Origin of the sequence: Sporocytophaga myxococcoides DSM 11118, from assembly GCF_000426725.1 — a bacterium.
Lineage (GTDB): Bacteria > Bacteroidota > Bacteroidia > Cytophagales > Cytophagaceae > Sporocytophaga > Sporocytophaga myxococcoides.
On sequence record NZ_AUFX01000004.1, the window covers coordinates 347,911 to 369,707 of the forward strand.

Annotated in this window: 25 protein-coding genes; 11 read left to right on the forward strand and 14 right to left on the reverse strand. The window is 36.1% G+C overall.

Annotated features, from left to right (window positions below):
- Positions 1-141 precede the first annotated feature (141 nt).
- The gene (locus tag K350_RS0104390) at positions 142-1,068 is read left to right on the forward strand and encodes a PCMD domain-containing protein (protein ID WP_028978861.1); all 927 of its coding nucleotides are present in this window, start codon (positions 142-144) and stop codon (positions 1,066-1,068) included.
- A gap of 9 nt (positions 1,069-1,077) precedes the next feature.
- On the forward strand, positions 1,078-1,827 hold the full coding sequence (locus tag K350_RS0104395; protein WP_028978862.1) for an outer membrane beta-barrel protein: 750 nt from the start codon (positions 1,078-1,080) through the stop codon (positions 1,825-1,827).
- 90 nt (positions 1,828-1,917) lie between these two features.
- Here the strand turns inward: K350_RS0104395 and aspS are convergent, their stop codons facing one another.
- Positions 1,918-3,681: an aspartate--tRNA ligase gene (gene aspS / locus K350_RS0104400; RefSeq protein ID WP_028978863.1), complete on the reverse strand. Its 1,764-nt coding sequence runs from the start codon at positions 3,679-3,681 to the stop codon at positions 1,918-1,920.
- 245 nt (positions 3,682-3,926) lie between these two features.
- On the opposite strand from aspS, the gene K350_RS27375 reads away from it, so the two are divergent.
- From K350_RS27375 to K350_RS0104415, 3 genes are read left to right on the forward strand one after another with little or no spacing between them, the layout of a single operon-like run.
- Entirely contained in the window at positions 3,927-4,559 is a 633-nt protein-coding gene (locus K350_RS27375) for a hypothetical protein (protein ID WP_051312864.1), read from the forward strand.
- Entirely contained in the window at positions 4,559-5,008 is a 450-nt protein-coding gene (locus K350_RS0104410; protein ID WP_028978864.1) for a deaminase, read from the forward strand. Before K350_RS27375 ends, K350_RS0104410 begins: the two co-directional genes overlap by 1 nt.
- A 53-nt stretch (positions 5,009-5,061) precedes the next feature.
- On the forward strand, positions 5,062-5,688 hold the full coding sequence (locus K350_RS0104415; RefSeq protein ID WP_028978865.1) for a superoxide dismutase: 627 nt from the start codon (positions 5,062-5,064) through the stop codon (positions 5,686-5,688).
- 70 nt (positions 5,689-5,758) lie between these two features.
- Here K350_RS0104415 and K350_RS0104420 read toward each other — a convergent pair whose 3' ends face one another.
- The gene (locus K350_RS0104420) at positions 5,759-6,490 is read right to left on the reverse strand and encodes a hypothetical protein (RefSeq protein WP_028978866.1); all 732 of its coding nucleotides are present in this window, start codon (positions 6,488-6,490) and stop codon (positions 5,759-5,761) included.
- A 535-nt stretch (positions 6,491-7,025) separates the two neighbouring features.
- Between K350_RS0104420 and K350_RS27380 the strand changes: the two genes are divergently transcribed.
- On the forward strand, positions 7,026-7,283 hold the full coding sequence (locus K350_RS27380; RefSeq protein WP_037573941.1) for a hypothetical protein: 258 nt from the start codon (positions 7,026-7,028) through the stop codon (positions 7,281-7,283).
- Here the strand turns inward: K350_RS27380 and K350_RS0104430 are convergent.
- From K350_RS0104430 to K350_RS0104440, 3 genes are all read right to left on the reverse strand, one after another.
- Positions 7,280-7,549 carry a hypothetical protein gene (locus K350_RS0104430; RefSeq protein WP_028978867.1) on the reverse strand — a complete coding sequence of 90 codons (270 nt, stop codon included), beginning with the start codon at positions 7,547-7,549 and terminating at the stop codon, positions 7,280-7,282. The genes K350_RS27380 and K350_RS0104430 overlap by 4 nt on opposite strands.
- A 78-nt stretch (positions 7,550-7,627) precedes the next feature.
- Positions 7,628-10,087, reverse strand: a complete 2,460-nt coding sequence (locus tag K350_RS0104435; protein WP_028978868.1) for a bifunctional UDP-N-acetylmuramoyl-tripeptide:D-alanyl-D-alanine ligase/alanine racemase — start codon at positions 10,085-10,087, stop codon at positions 7,628-7,630.
- A gap of 3 nt (positions 10,088-10,090) precedes the next feature.
- The gene (locus tag K350_RS0104440; RefSeq protein WP_028978869.1) at positions 10,091-11,389 is read right to left on the reverse strand and encodes an MFS transporter; all 1,299 of its coding nucleotides are present in this window, start codon (positions 11,387-11,389) and stop codon (positions 10,091-10,093) included.
- Between the two features lie 30 nt (positions 11,390-11,419).
- Here K350_RS0104440 and K350_RS27385 point away from each other — a divergent pair, with 30 nt between their 5' ends.
- Entirely contained in the window at positions 11,420-11,950 is a 531-nt protein-coding gene (locus K350_RS27385; protein ID WP_051312865.1) for a regulatory protein RecX, read from the forward strand.
- A gap of 18 nt (positions 11,951-11,968) precedes the next feature.
- Here K350_RS27385 and ribH read toward each other — a convergent pair whose 3' ends face one another.
- The 3 genes from ribH to pdhA form a co-directional block, all read right to left on the reverse strand.
- Positions 11,969-12,445, reverse strand: coding sequence for a 6,7-dimethyl-8-ribityllumazine synthase (gene ribH / locus K350_RS0104450; RefSeq protein ID WP_028978870.1), 477 nt, complete (start codon positions 12,443-12,445; stop codon positions 11,969-11,971).
- A gap of 76 nt (positions 12,446-12,521) precedes the next feature.
- Positions 12,522-13,220 carry a tetratricopeptide repeat protein gene (locus tag K350_RS0104455; protein ID WP_028978871.1) on the reverse strand — a complete coding sequence of 233 codons (699 nt, stop codon included), beginning with the start codon at positions 13,218-13,220 and terminating at the stop codon, positions 12,522-12,524.
- A 72-nt stretch (positions 13,221-13,292) separates the two neighbouring features.
- The gene (pdhA, locus tag K350_RS0104460) at positions 13,293-14,324 is read right to left on the reverse strand and encodes a pyruvate dehydrogenase (acetyl-transferring) E1 component subunit alpha (RefSeq protein ID WP_028978872.1); all 1,032 of its coding nucleotides are present in this window, start codon (positions 14,322-14,324) and stop codon (positions 13,293-13,295) included.
- A gap of 177 nt (positions 14,325-14,501) precedes the next feature.
- Between pdhA and recF the strand changes: the two genes are divergently transcribed.
- Both recF and K350_RS0104470 read left to right on the forward strand, forming a co-directional pair.
- On the forward strand, positions 14,502-15,611 hold the full coding sequence (gene recF, locus K350_RS0104465) for a DNA replication/repair protein RecF (RefSeq protein WP_028978873.1): 1,110 nt from the start codon (positions 14,502-14,504) through the stop codon (positions 15,609-15,611).
- Positions 15,604-15,930, forward strand: coding sequence for a DciA family protein (locus K350_RS0104470; protein WP_028978874.1), 327 nt, complete (start codon positions 15,604-15,606; stop codon positions 15,928-15,930). Before recF ends, K350_RS0104470 begins: the two co-directional genes overlap by 8 nt.
- Before the next feature lie 4 nt (positions 15,931-15,934).
- Here K350_RS0104470 and K350_RS0104475 read toward each other — a convergent pair whose 3' ends face one another.
- From K350_RS0104475 to K350_RS0104495, 5 genes are all read right to left on the reverse strand, one after another.
- Positions 15,935-16,336, reverse strand: coding sequence for a response regulator (locus tag K350_RS0104475; protein ID WP_028978875.1), 402 nt, complete (start codon positions 16,334-16,336; stop codon positions 15,935-15,937).
- Between the two features lie 161 nt (positions 16,337-16,497).
- Positions 16,498-16,779, reverse strand: coding sequence for a DUF983 domain-containing protein (locus tag K350_RS0104480; protein WP_162144131.1), 282 nt, complete (start codon positions 16,777-16,779; stop codon positions 16,498-16,500).
- 244 nt (positions 16,780-17,023) lie between these two features.
- Complete coding sequence (locus K350_RS0104485; RefSeq protein ID WP_028978877.1) at positions 17,024-17,416, reverse strand: response regulator; 393 nt, start codon at positions 17,414-17,416, stop codon at positions 17,024-17,026.
- A 32-nt stretch (positions 17,417-17,448) separates the two neighbouring features.
- Positions 17,449-17,862: a response regulator gene (locus tag K350_RS0104490; protein ID WP_051312866.1), complete on the reverse strand. Its 414-nt coding sequence runs from the start codon at positions 17,860-17,862 to the stop codon at positions 17,449-17,451.
- Between the two features lies 1 nt (position 17,863).
- On the reverse strand, positions 17,864-18,121 hold the full coding sequence (locus tag K350_RS0104495) for an acyl-CoA-binding protein (RefSeq protein ID WP_028978879.1): 258 nt from the start codon (positions 18,119-18,121) through the stop codon (positions 17,864-17,866).
- A 245-nt stretch (positions 18,122-18,366) separates the two neighbouring features.
- On the opposite strand from K350_RS0104495, the gene K350_RS27390 reads away from it, so the two are divergent.
- Both K350_RS27390 and K350_RS0104505 read left to right on the forward strand, forming a co-directional pair.
- Positions 18,367-19,569: a THUMP domain-containing class I SAM-dependent RNA methyltransferase gene (locus tag K350_RS27390; protein WP_037573948.1), complete on the forward strand. Its 1,203-nt coding sequence runs from the start codon at positions 18,367-18,369 to the stop codon at positions 19,567-19,569.
- A 119-nt stretch (positions 19,570-19,688) separates the two neighbouring features.
- Positions 19,689-20,582 (forward strand): diacylglycerol/lipid kinase family protein, encoded by an 894-nt coding sequence (locus tag K350_RS0104505; RefSeq protein ID WP_037573952.1) that lies wholly within the window; start codon positions 19,689-19,691, stop codon positions 20,580-20,582.
- Positions 20,583-20,589: 7 nt separating this feature from the next.
- Here K350_RS0104505 and K350_RS27395 read toward each other — a convergent pair whose 3' ends face one another.
- Positions 20,590-21,765 (reverse strand): metallophosphoesterase family protein, encoded by a 1,176-nt coding sequence (locus K350_RS27395; RefSeq protein WP_037573955.1) that lies wholly within the window; start codon positions 21,763-21,765, stop codon positions 20,590-20,592.
- Between the last annotated feature and the right edge of the window lie 32 nt (positions 21,766-21,797).

A 21,797-nucleotide genomic window follows, 5' to 3' on the forward strand; every position in this document is an offset into this window, starting at 1 on the left:
TTCTACAAACAAGAACCAAAAGCTACCTCAGTACAAGTATATTACCTTTAAGCACGATTAATACGCCAATGCCACTCTCTTAAATTGGAAAGCATCGCATTCATTTTTTTGTATATTAGCAAGAACAAAAATTAATAATCTATGAGATATATCTACACTTTACTTATTCTATTAGCATCAACTGGTCTATTTGCGCAGCAGCAATTCCAGAACAGTGATTTTGAGAATTGGACACATTATTCAGCAAATGCCCCGTTTACATCTTATGACCAGGCTGATCATTGGGCTTCAGGAAATGACCTACTTCAATTGGCAACAGGAGTGCAACCTCCAACTGAAAAAACAACAGATGCTCAAAACGGAACATATGCTGTTAAACTAACATCACGAAAAGCATTTAATCAACTGGCAGCTGGAAATTTATATCTTGGAACTTTCAAATTAAACATAATGAATCCCGCAAGCAGTGCTAAATTTGGTATACCATATACTGACAAACCGACTGGTTTTAATGTATACTACAAGTATAACCCTGTAAATGGCGACTCTTGTTCTATCGCTATTTATCTGTTTAAATGGAATTCAGTGAATAAAAGCAGGGATACTGTCGGAATTGGTTACTTCCAGACAAATCAGGAGGTTAGTAACTATACCTTGCTATCAGTACCGGTGACATACAAATCTCAAGTGACTCCGGATTCTGCAACAATGACCTTCTCCTCAAGTGCAGGAGGCAAAGAACTTAAAGGTCAGGTTGGAAGCACATTATTCATTGACAATCTTTCTCTTGATTTTACCCCGCTTTCAACAACGAGTCCTTTCGCAACTACGGGAGCATCTCTATTTCCAAACCCTACAAAAGATGAAGTAAAGATAAACAATGCTCCTTTTGCATCAGGAACAATGTACTTTTACAATAATCAGGGTGCATTAATTTCTACAAAGGTTTGGAATGGTGCCGTATCTCCATCAATCAGCGTGTCTGACCTGGCTCCAGGATATTATACATGCAAAATTGTAAGTGAAGAGCAAAAATCATTTTCAACAAAGCTTATAATCACTCAATAATTAAAAGTAATGAAGTTCATTGCCTCCTCACTCCTATTTCTCTTTATATGCACCTCAGGGTTTTCTCAGGAAAAATCATTTAACATTTATGCCAAAGCAGGAATTCAGGCAGGAGGACCAATATACCATAGTGAAACAATAGTGAGTAAGTCTGGAGCTCCTGGTTTTAACCCATTGGTTGGACTGGGAGTTTCCTATAATCTTTTAGACGAACTTTCAGTTTCTCTTGAAGCTTTTTATAGCAGAAGAAAGGTAACTTATAAGTCAACTGTTCAAAATCAATGGTACAGAGACAAGGTCACCGTATCCGTAAATAATCAGCCATATGTTTATGAAGTTGAAACAATTTTTACAGGAGAAACCAAAGGAAAATTTGACATTCAATACATAGAGATTCCGCTCAATCTGCATTATATAATAGACTCCAAATGGAGCTTACAAACCGGAGCATATTATGCAAGAGCTATATCCAGAAAAAATAAAGGTACAGCAACAGGAATTGTCGGCAGAACTGATATCCCTGAACCGAATACAGTGGACCACAAAGAATATGATTACAGCAACCATGTTAATACACATTTCTCGGGAGTATTGGTAGGCGCACAATATGCAGTTTCTCCAAGACTGAGTGCCGATTTAAGAGGCACATTTTCCTTTAGAAGTCTTTATAACGAGAGATGGGATGGACTTACTTACAGACTCAGAGATTTGTATTTGCAATTATCTGTAAACTATTATTTCCGCAGAAGATCTATATAAGCTTTTTCTTCTTTTTGACAGATTCTTATATAAACAAAGAACTCCGGCAAGCCGGAGTTCTTTGTTTATCACATATAATAGCACTAATAACTATTTCTTCAGATCTTCAGCTTTTACGCCGATATGCAACTCATTTAACTGAGCATCACTAATAGGAGAAGGAGAATCAATCATCACATCTCTTCCTGCATTATTTTTTGGGAATGCAATAAAGTCTCTGATAGAATCCACACCACCAAATAATGAACACAATCTGTCAAAACCAAATGCAATACCACCATGTGGAGGAGCACCATACTCAAATGCATCCATTAAGAACCCAAACTGAGCTTTTGCTTCTTCTGCAGAAAATCCAAGAATCTCAAACATCTTCGCCTGAAGATCTTTGTTGTAAATTCTTATAGAGCCACCTCCAACTTCAACTCCATTGATTACCATATCATAAGCATTAGCACGTACCTTGCCAAGATCTGATTCCAGTAATGTTATATCTTCAGGTTTTGGTGATGTAAAAGGATGGTGCATTGCAAACCATCTTTTCTCTTCTTCTCCAAACTCAAGCAAAGGAAAGTCTACAACCCAGTGGCAAGAATATGTATTTTTATCTCTCAGCCCAAGTCTCTTTCCCATTTCAAGTCTAAGCTCACTCAATGCAGATCTTGTTTGTTTTGCATCTCCTGATAATATCAAAATAAGATCACCCTTCTGAGCATTTAGTTTTTCAGCCCAAACCTTAAGATCTGCTTCCCCATAAAATTTATCTACAGAAGATTTTATAGTTCCGTCCTGGTTAAGTTTCACATAAACCAAACCCTTGGATCCGATTTGAGGCCTCTTTACAAATTCAGTAATCTCATCCAGTTCTTTTCTGGTATATTCCGAACACCCTTTTGCTGCAATTCCAACTACAAGCTCTGCCTGATCAAATACATTGAAGCCTTTGCCTTTCGCAACGTCTGTAAGCTCAACAAACTTCATTTCGAAACGGGTATCAGGCTTATCATTTCCATAGTATTTCATAGCATCAGCATATGTCATTCTTGGAAATGGAGGTAGATCAATACCTTTCACTGTCTTGAACAGATGTCTGATCATTCCTTCAAATGTGTTCAGAATATCTTCTTGTGTTATGAAAGACATTTCACAATCTATCTGAGTAAATTCAGGCTGACGGTCAGCTCTTAAATCTTCATCTCTGAAACATTTCACAATCTGATAATACCTGTCAAAGCCAGAAACCATCAGCAACTGCTTGAATGTTTGTGGAGACTGTGGCAACGCATAAAACTCACCTGCATGCACTCTTGAAGGTACGACGAAATCTCTTGCTCCCTCTGGAGTTGATTTGATAAGTACAGGGGTTTCAACTTCAAGGAAATTTAGGCTATCAAGATATTTTCTTGCTTCAATAGCAATCCTGTGTCTCAGTTCTAAATTTTTTCTGACGATATTTCTTCTAAGATCCAGATAGCGGTATTTCATTCTAAGGTCTTCGCCACCATCAGTTTCATCTTCGATAAGAAATGGAGGTAATTTGGCAGGGTTTAGGATTTTCAAATCAGAAACCTTTATCTCAATATCCCCAGTAGGAATTTTGTCATTTTTAGCAACACGCTCTACAATTGTTCCTTTGGCTTCCAGAACAAACTCACGACCTAAACCTCTTGCAGCTTCCACTACCCTCTTATCAGATTTACCTTCTTCAAGTATCAACTGAGTAATTCCATAACGATCCCTAAGATCAATCCAGATCATTCCACCCTTGTCTCTGATTTTTGCCACCCAACCGGTAAGGGTAACCTCTTTTCCCACATCTGATATTCTTAACTCTCCGCAAGTATGAGTTCTAAGCATAAGAAATTATATTTTTTATTAAGCTGCGAATTTAAAAATTAGTTTGTTCCTTTTTACAAGGAGTCGGTCATTATTTTCAGGAAAACAGTTAAAATAGACCTTCTTGTCATTTCGTAACTTATATTCAATTGCCACTTTTTCTCTTAAAATTATTTAATGCAAAAATCAATATCATTGAGAAAAATAAACTAATCAGGCAAAAATTACCGTTAATTTTTAACTTGCACCAAGTTTTGTATACCTATATGAAAATCTTCTCATTTCTATTACTTGCTCTATTTGCCGGATTAACCGGAAAGGAACCAAAATTAGTTCAGACCAAACTGGTTGATGGCATTTCCATTGGCCTGCCTAAAGATTTTTATGTTATGGCAGACGATGATATAGCCACAAAATATCCTTCAACCAAAAAACCGCTTGCAATGTACACAAACATAGACAGAATGGTAGATTTTGGTTTAAACGTAACCAAATCAAGGATTCCAGGGACTGATCTTTCTGTTATTAAGGATTTTTACAAAGCTACCATCCTTCAGACATACGATAAAGTGACTTTTATTCAGGATACAATACTTCCTGTCAATGGAAAACGATTAATAGCATTTGAAATCGTATCCACTTCCGAAGGGACAAAGAAATATTCTTTCATTCAATATGCACTGGTAAACGGATTTATCTATATATTCAACTATACCGCTCCTGAAAACCTTAAAGCACAATGGCAGCCGGTAGCAAGAGCATCTATGAACACTGTTCACATAGAGCCTAAAAAACTATATGATGTAGAGCCGGCCAATCCTAAAGAACCTGTTTTAAGAGGAAAGGATGCTAAAGAAGTGCTTAAGGATCAAAACGCAAGAAAGAAAAAAACAAAATAGTGGAGCTTTCAGTTTATAGTGACGCCCATTTTATGAAAGAAGCCTATAAGGAGGCTTTACTTGCTTTTGAAGATAATGAAGTGCCAGTGGGCGCAGTGGTAGTCTGCAAAAATAAAATCATTGCTCGAGCGCATAACCAGACCGAAAGACTTAGTGATGTTACCGCACATGCAGAAATGATTGCGATTACATCAGCTCAAAATTTTCTTGGAAGCAAATATTTGAATGAATGTGAGCTTTATGTAACTCTGGAACCTTGTGTAATGTGTGCAGGTGCACTTTATTGGAGCCAGATGAAAAAAGTTATTATAGGCGCATCAGACCCCAAACAAGGCTTTTTAAAAACCGGTGTGAATTTGCTACATCCCAAAACCGAGCTTATGAAAGGTATTATGGAAAAGGAATGTAGCGATCTGCTTATCGAATTTTTCAATAAGCTCAGAAATTAAATTAAATTTGAATTAACTAAACCAATTAAAATAACCTTAATAAATTAATTAATATGGCATTTGAACTTCCGGCTTTACCATATGCACCAGATGCATTGGAGCCACATATTGACAAAGCTACTATGGAAATTCACCATGGAAAGCATCATCAGGCTTATGTTACAAACCTTAATAAGGCTATTGAGGGTACTGAGCTGGCAACTAAATCTTTGGAAGAAATTCTGAAAAATATCAGCAAAGCAACTCCGGCTGTTAGAAACAACGGTGGAGGACACTACAATCACTCTTTGTTCTGGAAACTTCTTTCTCCTAAAAGCGCAGGAAAACCTTCTGGAGAACTAGCAACTGCAATTGACAAAAAATTCGGTTCTTTTGATAAATTCAAAGAAGAGTTCAACAATGCCGGAGCTACAAGGTTCGGTTCTGGCTGGGCTTGGCTTATAGTTACAGATGGTGGTGAGTTAAAAGTAACATCTACTCCAAATCAGGACAATCCTTTAATGGATGTTGCTGAAGTAAAAGGATTTCCTTTATTAGGACTTGACGTTTGGGAACATGCTTATTACTTAAAATATCAAAACAGAAGACCTGATTATATTAGCGCTTTCTGGAATCTTGTTAACTGGGATGAAGTTGCTAAAAGATTCAGCGAAGTTTCTAAGCAGGTAGCTGTGAAATAATTACTATAAAAAAACAGAGGCTTTGGGCCTCTGTTTTTTTTGATAAATAACTCTGATCATTTCATTTCTCTCACTCCAACTCCTTCATCTCAATTAATTCAGAATTATTTACCTCATCTAAATTGTCAAACTCCCCGTCATAATAAACTTTAGCCTCTCCGTCTTTTTTCTTCTTCACTTCCATGGCCTCAGTTTCCGTTTCGTAGAAATAATCAAACTTGCTGTTGTCTTTCTTTCGCTCGTAGTTATACCCCTCTAAATCATCAGCATATTTGACTTTTTTCTCATCGCTCCCTGACTCTTCAGACTTAAACCTTAGATTATCATCCTTATATTTAACCCTTCTGTTATCTTTATAAGTTTCAGACTCATATTCAAGCTTTCCACCATTCCATTTAACGGGACCATCTTCAGATTCTTTGAAGCTATACGCTTCTTCATCACTTAGATAATCCGGGTCCACTATTTGTGATGACTCATTTTGAAGATACTCTTTGTTTTGTAACGAATCTTCGAAAACACATTCATTAAGCGAAGAAACAACTGTAGTATCGCCACCATATACATAAGCATACGTCTCAGCATAGGGATCGACATCACTTTCTGTTCTTACCTGATCAATCGCTCTTGTATAAGCATGATCATCCTCGAGGTAGCCCGCTTCACCTTTTTGGCGAAATTTACCACCGGAATTTTCAATTCCTTCTATATCGGCCCTTTTTACCATTCCTTCGGGACATTCCTGAGCGTAAGAAATTGACAGAAATCCTAAGGAAACTGCACATACCAACAATCTTTTCATCGTTTCTATCTTTTGTCTCTATCTATTTAATGAAACTGATAGACTATAAATATGGTTCAATCTTGCACCTTATATTACATTCAAAATTTAGCTAAAACATTACAATTTAGGGCATTTTAAAACTTTTAAAGTAATTTTAAATACTTTGATTAAATGAATATTACATATAAAATCCCCGGATAGAAGTAAAGGAAACTAAGGAATTGGAACAAAATGAGTGGTCAAAGGTTCTAGATGCATCTGCTTTAATTCATTTATTTACAGTTTCAAATTTGCCGGGAAGTTTTAGGGATCTTCCCGGCTTTTGTTTTTTCTTTCAATGTTAAATTTTTGTTAAGAAATTCTGAAGAGTGTCAGTTTTTCAGCCTTTTTTAAATACTCTTGTGGATAATTTTCCTTGAAAAATATTACCAAAAGCAAAATGTGGACAAAAAAGTGGAAAAACCATCTCAAAAAAGCATGTAACAAGCAGTACGCACTTTTAATCTTTTACTAGATTAAAATCTTATATTTTTAAGAAAAATTATGCTGCTTTATGGAATTGAAAGCTACCCTTAAAGAATTGATGGATACTGCCGGAAGCAAGGCTTCGGTTGATGTGATCCTGAAGAACGGCAATATACTTCTACGAAACTTCCACATTGTGGAATTTGATGAAATCAAAAGTTTATTAAAAGGGATTACGATGCAGGAACAATATAGTTCGTTAAAAGAAAAACGAAATCCTGTCTATTGCTTTTTCCGAATTGACGAAATCAAAGAAATTGAAATCGCGGAATTAGTGCGAGTTTAGTATTTATTGAATCTTTCCAAAATTATATTGCCGTCACCATCCACTATCAAAAATTGATATGAACCCTTAGGCAGACCGGTAATATTCATTGAAATAGAATTATAACCTGCTTTCAATTCTTTCCAGAAAGAGGACCTGACTTCACCAATAATATTTACAATTCTAAAGTTTACCATGCGGACTTCAGAGACTTGTAATTCTATTTCAATTTGGTGATTCCTAAAATTTCTTTTACTCACTACCAACTCTGACCCTTTTACTTCCATAGTAAGATATTTTATGAAAGTAAATATGATCAGAATTCATTAACTCATAGTTAGTGTAATATTAAGATTGAATAATTTCTATTCAGAATAAAAAACACGCTTAACTCTCTGGCCCACACTGGTTAAAATTTCATAAGGAATCGTCCCTATCGCTTGAGAAAGATCCCTTAGAGATGGCTTCTTACCAAAAACTACAACTTCATCGCCTTCTCGTGCATTAGTTTCAGTAATATCTATCATACACATGTCCATACACACGTTTCCAATTACAGGACATAATTTATCTTGTATAAGCACCTTCCCCTTTCCATTGCTAAAGCGCCTGTCGTACCCATCTGCATAACCAATTGCTATTGTACCTATACGAAGATCTCTTTCGGCAATGCCCTTTCGTCCATAACCAACAGTTTCTCCTTTTTTTATTTCTTTAATTTGAGAAATGATGGTTTTCAAAGTCCCAACTGCCTGCACCTGATCCTGCAATAATCCTCCAGCTTCAATGCCATAAAGACCTATGCCCAATCTGACCATATCCATTTGTGCATCTGGAAAGCGTATAATACCAGCACTGTTCAGAGCATGTCTTAAAAAACTATAACCCAACTCGTTTTTTAAGTGCTCAGTAAAAATTTTAAATTTTTCGATCTGAGATTGTGTAAACTCATCATGAACTCCTTCATCTGCTCCCGCCAGATGAGTAAAAACACTTGCTACCCTTATGTTAGTCATACTTTTCAGTAATCCGACCAGATCCTTAAGGTCCTTTTCCTCAAACCCCAGCCTACGCATTCCGGTATCCAATTTCAAATGTATTTTGGATGCAATGTCATTGGCTTTGATAAATTCTAAATATTCCTTTAGGATCTTAAAGCTGTATATTTCAGGTTCAAGATTATATTGAAATAATTTGTCAAAAGTGCTAAGTGATGGATTCATTACCATTACTGGCAAACTTACCCCATGCTCCCTCAATGCTACTCCTTCATCTGCATAGGCGACTGCCAGGTAATCAACCCTGTGAAATTGCAACAGATTGGCTACTTCATAACTACCACTTCCATAAGCAAAGGCTTTAACCATCACCATAATCTTGGTACCATGCCCCAGTCTAGATCTATAGAAATTCAGATTGGAACTCAAACTATCCAGATTGACTTCAAAGACAGTACCGTGTACCTTTTGCTGAAGCTTTTTAACGATCTCTTCAAACCTGAAAATCCTTGCACCTTTTACGAGAACAATCTCTTCGTTGAAATCTGCAGTCTTCATGTCAGACAGGAACGATGCCGTATCTGGATAAAAGATAGATTTAACTTTTATGAGATCTGCATTTCTGGTGATTGTTGGGCCGACACCTATCAGCTTCTTAACTCCCTTACTTAATAACAAATCTCCAATTGCTGCATAGAGATGACTTTCATCCCGACCAGTTTCAAGCAAATCTGACAGTATTACAGTCTTTTCTTCTTTTTGCTTTTGCTGATCAAGAAAATTTAAAGCAATCGTCAATCCTGCAAGATCATTATTGTAAGTATCATCGATAACGTAACAGCCATTAATTCCCTCCTTGAGCTCTAAACGCATTTCGACTTTCTGAAGAGCATTCAGCCTTGATTGAATCTCATCTGGTTTCACATCCAGATAAAGTAACACAAGGATACAATGCATCAGATTTTCCAAAGAGGCTTCATCAGAAAATGGAAGAGCGAGATTCAAGAACAGTTTATTGTAAACAGCATGGATTCTGATCATATTACCTTCCAAGGCAACATCTTTTATAACAAGATCACCGCTTCGTTTAAAGGACCAGGTAATATTTTTAACATCTGGTAATTCTGATTTGATGAGGGTAGCAATTTCCTTATGATCGGCGCAGGAGAAAATTACTTTAGAGTGCTTAAAAAGAAGAAGCTTTTCCTTAATCTTCTCTTCTCTTGACGCGAATCCCTCGTCATGTGCAGGCCCAATGTTAGTGAAAATTCCTAACTTCGGTTTAATTATGGGTTCAAGACGCTCCATTTCCCCTGGCCGCGAGATCCCAGCCTCAAATATCCCAAACTGGTGCTGATCATTTATCTCCCACACTGACAATGGCACTCCGATCTGAGAATTATAACTTTTAGGACTTCTTACAACATTGTAATCCTTGCTTAAAAGTTGAGTAAGCCATTCTTTAACAATTGTTTTTCCATTGCTCCCCGTTATTCCTAAAACTGGCAAAGCAAACGCGTTTCTATGAAATTCTACAATTTGTTGCAATGCACAAACTGCATTATCCACCAGGATAATATTGCAATTTTGAAACAGGTTTAAGTCTTGTGGAACTTTTTCAAGGATAAAATTTCTGATCCCTTTATGGTATAATTCACCGATAAATCTGTGTCCATCGTGATGAACTCCTTGAATAGCAAAAAATAAAGAGGATGATGGAATACTTATCTTTCTGCTATCCAGAAGAAGGTATTCGATAATAGTATTTTCAGAGTGGCAAACCAGCGAGCCGGCCACAATATCTATAATTTGATTGATTTGGAGCATATCTTAATGAGACAAAGTCCCAACTTCGGAAATTCGTTCCGTCAATCGCAAAATTCTTTTATATAGGAAAATTAAAACGATGCCAGCGATTAAAGTAAACAAACCTAAAATCAAATAGGCGTAAACCACATTAGATCCTTCTGAGAAAAATGGGAATATGAATGCGATTATAAAAATCATTCTGAACACCGTGTTGATTACATTGAACATGCTGTTCACCCTTCCAGTCAATTCATTTGGAATCAAATTGAAAAGATAAGAGACCCTGAATATTCTGGAACCAGCATTTGTGAATCCGGTAATCATAGAAATACCCAGAAAGACAATTACATTTTGTGTAAAGGAACACACAAAAAAAGCAAAGGCTGTCAGAAAGGTCAAAATCACAATAGATCTTGGTATGGGCATTCTGCTCAATAGCGTATTAATAATAATACCGGAAACTAGAGAGCCTGAAGCATATAAAAGCTCCGAAAGACCGAGAATATCTCCTCCTTCCTGCAAATGATGGCTTATATAAAGTGGCCTCAAACTGAATATTTCAACCAGGGTAACTATAAATATCGAATAAGAACAAATACCAAATAGAGAAACCAACTTATTGTTAACTAAATAGTCATACCCAGATTTCAATTTCTCTTTCAAATCCCCCTCTTCCAGATGAGTAATGTCTCTTGATGGCTTATGAGTGATAAAGAGAATCATAATAAACGATATGATATAAGTAAGTCCATCCATAAGGAAAATTTCATGTAGCTCCCATTTTTCGATATGTATGGGAATTTCAAGATTAATGAATGGAATAGTCTGCACAGTATCTACACCCTCAAGTAACAAGGCACCCAAAGCGGCAGCTCCAATAGAGGTGGATTGTCCGACAATTTCAATATAAGAAGTAACCTTTGTATAATCTTTGGGATCAGTTATTTCCTGAGCAAATGCATATAAGTTAGGATAATGTATATGATATCCGAAAAAAGTAATGGTAAACACGAGCATAATCAAAGCTCCGGGCAGTATGCCTTCTTTAAAGCCCAATGAGGCAACAGAAAGAATAATTAATCCCTCAATAAAGTTGGTTCCCAGAAAAACGTCTTTTCTATTAAACCCGTCAACTAAAGCTCCGGCATATAATCCCCAAAATAATGACCCTAGTGTTACAGCACCAAAAAATGCAATAAACAAAGATGACTGATTTTGTTGTGTAAAATACCAGGGAATAGAGAGCATGGAAATACCCTGTGCGAACCCTGAGATTCCATTGGAAATAAAGAGTAGGGTTAAAGCTTTCTTATTTTTCAATTTTTTAACTTAATTCGTAAAATTAGAAAAATGGGTATCACAAAAAAAGAAAAAGAGTTCGGTCTTAAGGAAATATTTCAGAAAGTTTCTTCTTTTTGTGCTTACCGGGAAAGATCCAGACAGGAAGTTCTTGACAAATTATACGGGTTCGGGGTTTCTCCGGATATAGCAGACGTAATAATTTCGAGATTAATCGAAGAAAACTTCCTCAGTGAAGAAAGATTTGTTCGCAGTTACACAGGTGGAAAATTTCGATTAAAAAACTGGGGACGAAACAAAATAAAATTTACCCTTTCAGGTAAAGGTATTTCAGAAACAGAAATTCAAAAGGCTTTAGACGAACAAATTGATGAAGAAACTTACAGAAAAACTCTAAAAAACCTTCTTGAAAGAAAATTTGTGCAAACAAATGAGCCAGATTTATTTAAAAAACAACAAAAAGTAGCCCGATTTGGGGTTTCAAAAGGTTATGAAGGGGAATTGGTATGGGAAATTGTTCGGGAAATTTTCACTGAAAAATCAGATCAATTTATTCCTGAGCCTCCTGAATCAAAATTTTGAAAGCTCAGGAATAGACATTTAAAATCCCAGCATCTTGATCGCTGTTATAGCAGCTTCATCACCCTTATTTCCATGTTTCCCTCCTGCCCTGTCCAACGCCTGTTGCTGATTGTTGGTTGTAAGGACTCCAAATATTGCAGGCTTGTTGTATTTTAAACCTACTTCTGTTATACCATAAGCTACAGCATCACAGATAAAGTCAAAATGTCTTGTATCGCCTTGTATCACACAACCTAGCACAATTACAGCATCTATCTCATCATGCTGTGCCATCCATTGTGCTCCAAGACTAAGTTCGAAAGATCCTGGAACAATCTTTTTAATTATATTTTCCCTTTTTGCACCATGCTTCAGCAATGTATCCAAAGCACCAGCATAAAGCGACTCTGTAATTTCAGAATTCCATTCAGCTACTACTATCCCAAATTTTTTGCCTGAAATATCTATAATATTCTTTCCTGTATGACTGCTAAGATTTTTTAGTGATGTTGCCATTTTTTGATGATGTTTTTAAATTAAAAAGGGATAAGACGAATGCCCTATCCCTTTAATATTTTTATTAATGAATTAATTATTTTGCGCGTTCCTGATCTTGCTCAAGATATTTCTTTGCATCGCTTGCCTCAGAAGCCTTAGGGAAATCAGTAATAATTTTTTCATATTGCTTAGCTGCATCTTCAAAGTTTTTTGAAACTTCGTATGCAAGTGCCAATTTCATAAGGTAAGAAGGAGTGTATTGCTCGTTTGGCTTGTAATCTGCAGCTTTTTTGTAGTAAGTAATCGCATTTTCCACATCTTTTAGCTCCAGATAAGCATCACCAATTAGGCTATAAGCTCTTGCCTGAACTAATAAATCATTAGCATTGAATTCTTTAAGATGAGAGATCGCATCTTCAAACTTTCCTTTTTTCATAAAAGCTACCCCAACATAGAAATTCGCAAGATCTCCGGCATTGGTTCCGCTGAATTCATCTGCAACATCTATAAGACCCGGGGCATTGGGACCGGAACCTTTAAGCGCTCTATCCAGAGAATCTTCTTCAAAAGCTATAACAGATGCAAACATTGCATTCTGAGCTTCTTTGTTCTGATTACTCTTCTGATAATTGTAAAAGAAGTATGCGGCACCGGCAAGTACAGCTGCACCAACAATTCCGAATAAAACGTTTTTGTATTTATTTAGAAAATCTTCTGCCTGACCAAATTTATTTGATACCAATTCCGGATTTTCTGCTACCGGCTCACCTTTGCTTTCCTTTAACTTTGCCATTATTTATATATTAGGCTGCAAATTTACTGTAAAATATTTGTAATGAGGAAGTTTTTTGATCCTTTTCTTAAATTATTCAATAATAAATGGATAATTAGGCTCAACGTAAACGTCTTTAAACGCTTCGTCCTCAGCAGGGTACGGAGACTCTTCGGCGAATTTTACGCTTTCATCAACAATTCCTTTGATTTTTTTGTCTATTTCCTCAAGCTCTTGTTCTGTAGCGTACTTATTCTCAAGAATTGTAGCTCTTACAAGCTCAATCGGATCTTTTGCCTTATATTCTTCAAGCTCCTCTTTAGATCTGTATTTAGCAGGGTCTGACATAGAGTGGCCTTTGTAACGATAAGTTCTGAATTCAAGCAAAGTTGGACCTTCTCCATTTCTTGCTCTCTCCGCAGCTCTTTCCACAGCAAGGTGTACTTCTTCCACACTCATTGCATCAACCGGCTCAGATGGAATATCGTAAGACTCTCCTAGTTTATATAGTTCAGTTACGTTACTGGTTCTTTTTACTGAAGTACCCATTGCATAACCATTGTTTTCGATAACAAAGATTACAGGTATTTTCCAGGTCATTGCCATGTTTAGAGTTTCATGGAATGCTCCTTGTCTTACAGCACCATCTCCCATATAGCACATACAAAGGTTTTTTGTTCCTTTATACATTTCTGCAAATGCAAGACCTGCTCCAAGTGGAATCTGACCTCCTACAATACCGTGACCACCTGCAAAGTTTCTTTCTTTATCAAAAATATGCATAGAACCACCTTTTCCTTTAGAACAGCCCGTTGCTTTTCCATACAACTCTGCCATTACTGCATTTGGAGAAGTACCAAGCGCTAATGGAATACCGTGATCACGGTATGCTGTAATCCAGTGGTCATCTTTTGTAAGGGCAGTAACCGCGCCAAGGGCACAAGCTTCCTGACCGATATATAAGTGGCAAAATCCTTTTATCTTTTGCTGTCCATATAACTGACCTGATTTTTCTTCAAATTTTCTTAGAAGAACCATCTTCTCATACCAGAACAGGTACGTTTCCTTTGAAAATTTTGAAGAGGCGTTTACTTTTGCTTTTGACTGTTCTTTAACACTTGCCATAAATCGTTATAGTTCTAAACGTTCGGATATGCGAAATTAATAAAAACATTCAATTTTCAATAAATAAAATTTACTGTTGATTATCAAAATTCTACAATTGCAATTCACAAATAACAGTCTAAATACCAGTTTTTTTAACCCACATTCTTCGGACAAAAAAGGAATAACGAAAGTTTCATGAGGATTAAAAATTTAAACTTGCTGAATTTCAAGAATTACGAAGAGGAATCTTTGGAATTTACTGAAGGCGTAAACATTCTCACCGGAAACAATGGGTCAGGAAAAACTAATTTACTGGATGCTATTCATTTTCTTAGCATGAGTAAAAGTGCTTTTCATACCTCAGATAATCAGTCATTAAAAAGAGGCGAAAGTTTTTTTTCAATATCCGGAACTTTTAATAAAAACAACACAGACTACCTTATTTCAACCTTATTTCAGGCAGGAAAGAAAATATTTCAGGCAGATAAAAAAAGTTATGAGAAAATTACGGACCATATAGGCCGTTTTCCCTTAATACTTGTAACTCCTTATGACACAGACTTAATAAGGGAAGGTAGTGAAGAGCGGCGGAAATTCTTTGACAGCCTGTTCTCACAAATTGATAAAAGCTACCTTATTTCTTTAATCAGGTATAATCATTTTCTCAAGCAAAGAAACAGCCTGCTAAAGCAATTTGCAGAAAAAAGGTATACGGATTTTGACTTGCTGGAATCTTATGACGGGCCGCTCCTGGAAGAAGGATTTAAAATTTATGCGTGGAGAAAGAAATTCACTGAAGAGTTCCTTCCGATGTTCAATAATGCTTATGACCTCCTGGCACACCGAAAAGAAACGGTTTCGCTGACACATCAATCTGATGTAGCTGATCCTGAGTTTAAAGTGATATATAAAAATGCAGTTCAAAAAGATCTGATTCTTGAAAGAACGACAAAAGGTATTCATAAAGATGATTATCAGTTCCTCATTGAAGGACAATCAGTGAAAGCAAGCGGATCACAGGGACAACAGAAATCTTATGTATTAGCTTTAAAACTAGCCTCATTTCAACTTCTGGCAAAATACTCCCAAACCAAACCTATTCTTTTGCTCGACGACATTTTTGATAAACTGGACGAAGAAAGAATAATCAGTTTGCTCAAAATAATAGATCGGGATGATTTTGGTCAAATTTTAATCACAGAAGCAAAACTGGAAAGAAGTTTGGAATACTTTAAAAACATAAAGAAACAAATCCGTATATTTAACATCTCCAAAGGGAAAATTCTCTCTGTTCAGAATGTATAAGAAGCCTGAAAAAATAAAAACTCCTACATCAAGAAATTCGGATGTCGCCTCTTTAAAAGATTGCATCGATGATCTTATTAATGTATACAAGCTTCGTGGCAGACTAAGTGAAGCAGAGATTACCGGCAATTGGGAAAAAATCATGGGCAAAACCATTTCCAGCCGAACTGAAGAAATTTACTTTAAAGACAAAAAATTATTTATTAAAATCAACAGTGCCCCACTGAAAAACGAACTTTCCTTTTCTAAACATAAAATTATAGAAAAGATCAATGAGGCTGTGAAATCAGATGCTGTATCTGAAATAATATTTTTATAAATTATTAAATAGCTGCTACCACTTCCAGCAATTTTTCCTCAGTAAGTGGTTTGGTCAAAAAACCGCTAATTCCCAGTTCTTTCAACCTTGCTTCTTCTTTTGGATTAGCAGTAGCAGTAAGAACCACCACTTTCATCCGATCGTTCGTACTGATATTCATAGCCTTGAGAGATTCCAGAAATTCAATTCCGGTCATTTCAGGCATATTATTATCCAGCAATATTAGTTCCGGGAAATAGATGTCATCGAAAGTACAACAATGTTTGGCAAGGTAAAGAAGTGCTTCTTCCCCATTGGTTGATTTCTTGACTTTATTTGAAAATTCAAGCTTTTTAATCACCCTTTCAGACAAGTAGTTAGAGATTTCATCATCGTCCACCAATAAAACACAATTCACCTTTTCCATGTAAATTCCCCGATTTCTAATAAAATTAAATTTACTTCAGAACATACCCCATTTAAGATTGGTTTGCTCTCCTGCTATTTTCTACATCGGACGGAGAAAATGTTTACATAATCTTTTAAAAATCTGTTAATCAACAACATGCTTAAAATGGCTTTTAAAAATTAATTGAACTTATTGTTTTTACCCGCATTAGGATCAAAACGAACAAATAAATATAAATACAGCACCCGCGCATATCTGAAAACCAATGGCCATAGTAGAATCAAAATTAATGTATTGACCACAAGAAATGAGTATGCGGGAAGCTCTAGTATAAATTCTGTAAGTATAAAATTAAACCCGCAAACAGCCACACATAAACCATAACTCACATACATAGCCCCATAATAAAATCCTGGCTCCGGTTCTGCAGGCTGGCCACAAACTGAACATGTCTTATTCATTTCAGCCATCTTTTTTAATTTATAAGGGTTGGGATCGACAAAAAGATTTCCCTTATGACACTTGGGACATTTACACTTAATAATTGACAATAAAACTGACATATGCGCGAATTTTGTGCAATAATATAAAATGAAATGGCCCTTAAAAAGTCAAAGAAATAAATTGCACCAAAATGAAGGATTTACAACTAGTTTATAAATTAAAAAACTAATCCTGTCGGCTATTCCGACAAGATTAGTTTTTTTACCTGGCAATTAAATCTTTCTTGAGAATTTTGAGCAATTTCTCTTCTGTGAATGGCTTAATCATAATATCTTCAAAGCCCAGACGTGAAATTGAAGACTCCTGACCAGGACTAATGACGCTGGTGAGTAGCACTACTTTAATGTTCTTTTCCAGAACCATTTTCTTAAAATTCTTAAGAAAATCGATCCCATTCATTTCTGGCATATTTACATCCAGAATTATTAATTCCGGGCAGCGATTAATTTGTTCTGTCAAAAAAGTCAGAGCTTCTTCGCCATTCCTTACAGTTTTAATTTCCCTGGCGATGTTGGATCGTCTTAGAGTTCTTTCTGTTATAAAGTTGTTGACAAAATCATCATCAACAAGCAGAATTGTGTTAAAGTAGGGCATCTTAGTTCTAGGTCAATTTCTAAAAAATTAACCTAGTTTGTACTAAAAAGTTTTAACACGTTCATTAATTTTTCTTCGGTTAAAGGCTTGATGATAAAATCATTAAAACCTATATTTTTCAAAACTTCAAGGTCCTTAGGACTGAATGAAGATGTATAAATTATAATCCTTGTTTTCTTCTTATCGAGATTTAGTCTTTGGAATGTTTCAATAAATTCAAAGCCATCCATCACAGGCATATTAATATCAAGAAAAATGACTTCCGGGAAATCATCTCCTGCGGATTTCAGATATTTCAGGGCCTCATCTCCATTTCTGCAAAATGTAAGATTTTCACACAGGTCAAGCTTTGTAAGAAGATGGTCTGCAATAAAATTGCTTACATAATCATCATCTACCAATAAAACATTTTTGAATTTTACCATTGAATCAATTAATGAATCCATTTTACTTTCCCGAAAGGTCCTTTACTGTTGCTATATATTTTTGCTTTGCTTCGTCCATACTCATGCCCTTCAGATCGCTCCATGTATTGTACTTAGCAATGCCTGCCAAATCAAAAAAATTGGTTGGCTTTTCAACATTTACATCTCCTTCAGTAGCCTGCTTAAATAACCCATAAAGCTTTAACAGGTTTTCATTAGACTGAGCAGGCAGCAATCTTGATTGCTTAACTGCTTCTTCAAATTCTGCTTTTATATCCATGACTTAAAAAATTTCCAATTAATTACGCTTCAAAAATCATTCTCAAATTTCTGGCCCAATAATTCTGCATTAACTAATTTATCCCTTAATAGTTATGGTTTAAGAAAAAAAAATATCAAAATCTTTACAAATAATTTCTCCTATTAGTCCTCACAGATTTTTTCAAACAACATTCCTTATGTAAATTTCTTATTTAAAATTCCTCCAATTAAAATTATTCCCTCTATTTTTGAATAAAAATTTAAGTGAAAGGAACAGAAAATACCTTCCAACAGGAATCTACCATTCTTGTCACATGCCCTAAAAGAATAGGTAAATATCTGGCAGAGGAAATTACCACAGCAGGCTATATAATTGAAAATGAGATGCAAACTGGCATTTCAACAAGAGGTACTCTTATTGATTGCATTAGCTTAAACCTTGTGCTAAGAACTGCTCATAAAGTGCTGTTCCATTTAAAAACATTTCGTTGCACACATCCTGATCAGTTATATTCTTCTACAAAAGACTTTGCCTGGGAAAAGTATTTTTCTACAGATAGCTATTTTACCATAGTTGCAAATGTTGAGAACGAGACCATCACTGATTCCCGTTTCGGTTCTTATAAAGTAAAAGATGCTATTGCAGACAGATTTACTTCCTTGTTTAAAAAGCGTCCGGATTCAGGACCGGAAAAAAATAAAGTTGTAATATATCTCCATTGGAAAAATGAAGAGGCTTCTCTTTACATAGATACAAGTGGTGAAACAATTGCCAAGCATGGATATAGAAAAAAGCCATTTAAAGCCCCTGTGCAGGAAAGCCTTGCTTCTGCCCTGATATATGCCAGCAGATGGGATAGAAAGTCTACATTTATCAACCCAATGTGCGGAAGTGGTACGCTGGCAATCCAAGCCTGCCTTACTGCCTTAAACAGATATCCTGGTCTTTTCAGAAGCAACTATTGCTTTATGCATCTGAATGATTTTGAAATGTCTTATTATGACAAAGCGAAAGAAGAGATAAAATCTGCAATACTCAGAAAAATGCCTGCGCGTGTCATAGCCACAGATTTGGACCCACTTGCAATAGATGCTGCCAAAAACAATGCTGCTACTGCAGGAGTAGACCACCTTATTGAATTTCGTGTATGTGATTTCAGAGACACAGAAGTACCCGAAGGAGAAGGAGTAGTGATGATAAACCCGGAATATGGAGAAAGATTGGGGGTAGATAAAGACCTGGAAGAAATCTATACTGCCATAGGTGATTTTTTTAAGAAGAAATGTACAGGCTACCTTGGATATGTATTTACAGGCAACCTTGAACTTGCAAAAAGTATAGGCCTTAAAACTAAACGCCGGATAGAGTTTTACAATGGCACCATTGACGCCAGATTACTCGAATATGAACTCTATAGTGGCAGCAAAAGAATTGCCCCGGAACATTCAGACGCTCCTGTCAGTTAATTTTTTAATTCAGCACATGAAGAATTGATTTGATGAGGATAGCCGCTTTTTTCCTGATTTATTAATAAAGGCTGTCTCCTGTTACATCACCTCCCATTGCTGAAAAGGAGAAACTGCGTATGGAGCATAGCAACTTGCTGTTTGTGATTAACCCTCATGCTGGAGGTAAAAATAAGTTTGAAATAACTTCAGAAATAAAACAATGCTGTACTGGCAGATCTTTATTTCCACATGTGTATGAAACCACAGGACTTAATGATAAAGAAGAAATTCTGAAGCTAATGGATCAGCTAAAACCCGAAGCTCTTATTGCAGTAGGAGGAGATGGCACAGTAAATATGGTTGGAGATTTACTGCTGAATTCCGAGACTGCATTAGGTATTATTCCTGCTGGCTCGGCTAATGGATTGGCCAAAGATCTGAATATCCCGGTAAATTTTGAGGAAGCACTGGATATTGTTCAGAACTTTCACACAAAAAAAATTGACACTTTAAAAATCAATGGCAAAAATTGTTTTCACCTGAGCGATCTTGGATTTAATGCCAGAGTCGTACATAGGTTTGCGGAAAGCAGTTTCAGGGGGAAAATCAGTTATTTTTGGTATGCATTGAAAGAGTTTTTTTCATACAAGTTCTTTGCCTACAAAATCAGTTCTCCTGAGCTGAGAAAAAAAGGAAAAGCATTTATGATGGTGCTTTCAAATGCCAATAAATTCGGGACAAATATTACAATAAATCCCATTGGCGTTATTAATGATGGATACTTTGAAATCAGCATCATCAAACCCTTTCCTAAAATCTTTGCTCCCGTGATTTTATTTCAGCTGATTAGTAACAGAATATCTAAATCTAAATATTTCAAGATTTTAAGATTAAAGAAAGCAACGATCAGCAATTCCTGGAAAGAATTTTTCCATATAGACGGAGAACCTGTAGCAGAAAGAACCAAAAAACTGGAAGTGGAAATTCTACCTAGAAGTCTGAAAGTAATACTGCCCAAGCCTACTGGTTGATTAGTCATCAAAACATTTTTATTCTGAAGGCCAAAAGACCGTCTTCCTGTTTCTTATGAGGCTCAAAGACCTCTAGCCATGTTTCATCCTCATAAAATGAAAGTTTAAAAAATCCTTTGTGAGCATGCGTAAAAACAGCATTTGAGTCTTTTTGTACGTGCTTCAGCTTGCTTCCGGCACCACTCACTATAAAGTGCTGATTGTTCTTATAAATATACTGTAGATTATGATCATGTCCTGCAGCATAAATAAGGTTATTATATTTCTTGAAGATATCAACCAACCTTTTCCGTAATCTCTTATACAGAGGATGTGACATATCCTCTTTGGAACCAACATATCTTCGGTAAATAGGATATAATGATCCTGCAATGGGTAATGGCACGTATAATTTTTTGTTTGCATCTGTAAGTGGAAAAAGATGCTGTTTCATAGTGAAGCGGCCCCCATGAACTGCAAAGCTATAGAGTGGATGATGCCCCAATACAACAATCCTTTTCGAGCGGTTTTTAGTAAGAAGATCTTCCAGTAGAAGAAAAAATTCATGCTCATTATCAACAACACAACCTTCACTTTTCCCAAGAGGTTTATGCCCTCCATGAACCCACCATTGAGTGTTAAGAACAATAAAAGTTAGTTTTTCATTGATTGATATTTCATAAGGACCAGGGCAACCATTTCGTGGCAGATAAACTTCTTTACTGTTAAAAAAATTTTCAACATATTCCTGTTGCCTCATCATGGTTTGAAAACCTCCCTTTCTGCCTTTCTTCCAGTCATGATTTCCTGATAAAAATACTTTTAATCCTTTGTGATGCTCTGCAACAAGCAGTTGTGCCAGTAATCTTTTTTCTGCAAGAGAAAAGCCTTTATCACTGCTTTCTGGCAAACCAGTTGGGTATATATTATCTCCCAGAAAAAACAAACCTGAGGCATCCCCTGCTTCCTTCAACTTTCGTTTCAATAATGTTAAGGTTGGATCAGGATGTAAAACCGATGGAGCGCCTGCGTCACCAATCAGGAACAATGAATAAAAAGGAGGGCTTACACTTTCAGGAAAATTTTTCTTCCAGCCATGGTGCTTTAATTGGATAAATGCCCGCTTTCTATATTCTATTGTAAGTAAGTAAACAAAAACGGAGGAAAAAATCAAAAGGCTTATAATAACAATTATCCAGGTCATGTCGAATTATTAAAGCTTAAAATAAATATCAG

Excerpts from the sequence above, each read along its gene's own strand:
- K350_RS27395 (WP_037573955.1), bottom strand. The coding sequence starts at position 21,765 with ATGACCTGGATAATTGTTATTATAAGCCTTTTGATTTTTTCCTCCGTT.
- recF (WP_028978873.1), top strand. The coding sequence starts at position 14,502 with ATGAGGATTAAAAATTTAAACTTGCTGAATTTCAAGAATTACGAAGAG.
- K350_RS0104505 (WP_037573952.1), top strand. The coding sequence starts at position 19,689 with ATGGAGCATAGCAACTTGCTGTTTGTGATTAACCCTCATGCTGGAGGT.
- ribH (WP_028978870.1), bottom strand. The coding sequence starts at position 12,445 with ATGGCAACATCACTAAAAAATCTTAGCAGTCATACAGGAAAGAATATT.
- K350_RS0104480 (WP_162144131.1), bottom strand. The coding sequence starts at position 16,779 with ATGAATAAGACATGTTCAGTTTGTGGCCAGCCTGCAGAACCGGAGCCA.
- K350_RS0104475 (WP_028978875.1), bottom strand. The coding sequence starts at position 16,336 with ATGGAAAAGGTGAATTGTGTTTTATTGGTGGACGATGATGAAATCTCT.
- K350_RS0104435 (WP_028978868.1), bottom strand. The coding sequence starts at position 10,087 with ATGCTCCAAATCAATCAAATTATAGATATTGTGGCCGGCTCGCTGGTT.
- K350_RS27385 (WP_051312865.1), top strand. The coding sequence starts at position 11,420 with ATGGGTATCACAAAAAAAGAAAAAGAGTTCGGTCTTAAGGAAATATTT.
- K350_RS0104455 (WP_028978871.1), bottom strand. The coding sequence starts at position 13,220 with ATGGCAAAGTTAAAGGAAAGCAAAGGTGAGCCGGTAGCAGAAAATCCG.
- K350_RS0104495 (WP_028978879.1), bottom strand. The coding sequence starts at position 18,121 with ATGGATATAAAAGCAGAATTTGAAGAAGCAGTTAAGCAATCAAGATTG.
- K350_RS0104415 (WP_028978865.1), top strand. The coding sequence starts at position 5,062 with ATGGCATTTGAACTTCCGGCTTTACCATATGCACCAGATGCATTGGAG.
- K350_RS0104485 (WP_028978877.1), bottom strand. The coding sequence starts at position 17,416 with ATGCCCTACTTTAACACAATTCTGCTTGTTGATGATGATTTTGTCAAC.
- K350_RS0104395 (WP_028978862.1), top strand. The coding sequence starts at position 1,078 with ATGAAGTTCATTGCCTCCTCACTCCTATTTCTCTTTATATGCACCTCA.
- K350_RS0104420 (WP_028978866.1), bottom strand. The coding sequence starts at position 6,490 with ATGAAAAGATTGTTGGTATGTGCAGTTTCCTTAGGATTTCTGTCAATT.
- K350_RS0104490 (WP_051312866.1), bottom strand. The coding sequence starts at position 17,862 with ATGGATTCATTAATTGATTCAATGGTAAAATTCAAAAATGTTTTATTG.
- K350_RS0104430 (WP_028978867.1), bottom strand. The coding sequence starts at position 7,549 with ATGGAAGTAAAAGGGTCAGAGTTGGTAGTGAGTAAAAGAAATTTTAGG.
- K350_RS27380 (WP_037573941.1), top strand. The coding sequence starts at position 7,026 with ATGGAATTGAAAGCTACCCTTAAAGAATTGATGGATACTGCCGGAAGC.
- K350_RS0104470 (WP_028978874.1), top strand. The coding sequence starts at position 15,604 with ATGTATAAGAAGCCTGAAAAAATAAAAACTCCTACATCAAGAAATTCG.
- K350_RS0104390 (WP_028978861.1), top strand. The coding sequence starts at position 142 with ATGAGATATATCTACACTTTACTTATTCTATTAGCATCAACTGGTCTA.
- K350_RS27375 (WP_051312864.1), top strand. The coding sequence starts at position 3,927 with ATGAAAATCTTCTCATTTCTATTACTTGCTCTATTTGCCGGATTAACC.
- pdhA (WP_028978872.1), bottom strand. The coding sequence starts at position 14,324 with ATGGCAAGTGTTAAAGAACAGTCAAAAGCAAAAGTAAACGCCTCTTCA.
- aspS (WP_028978863.1), bottom strand. The coding sequence starts at position 3,681 with ATGCTTAGAACTCATACTTGCGGAGAGTTAAGAATATCAGATGTGGGA.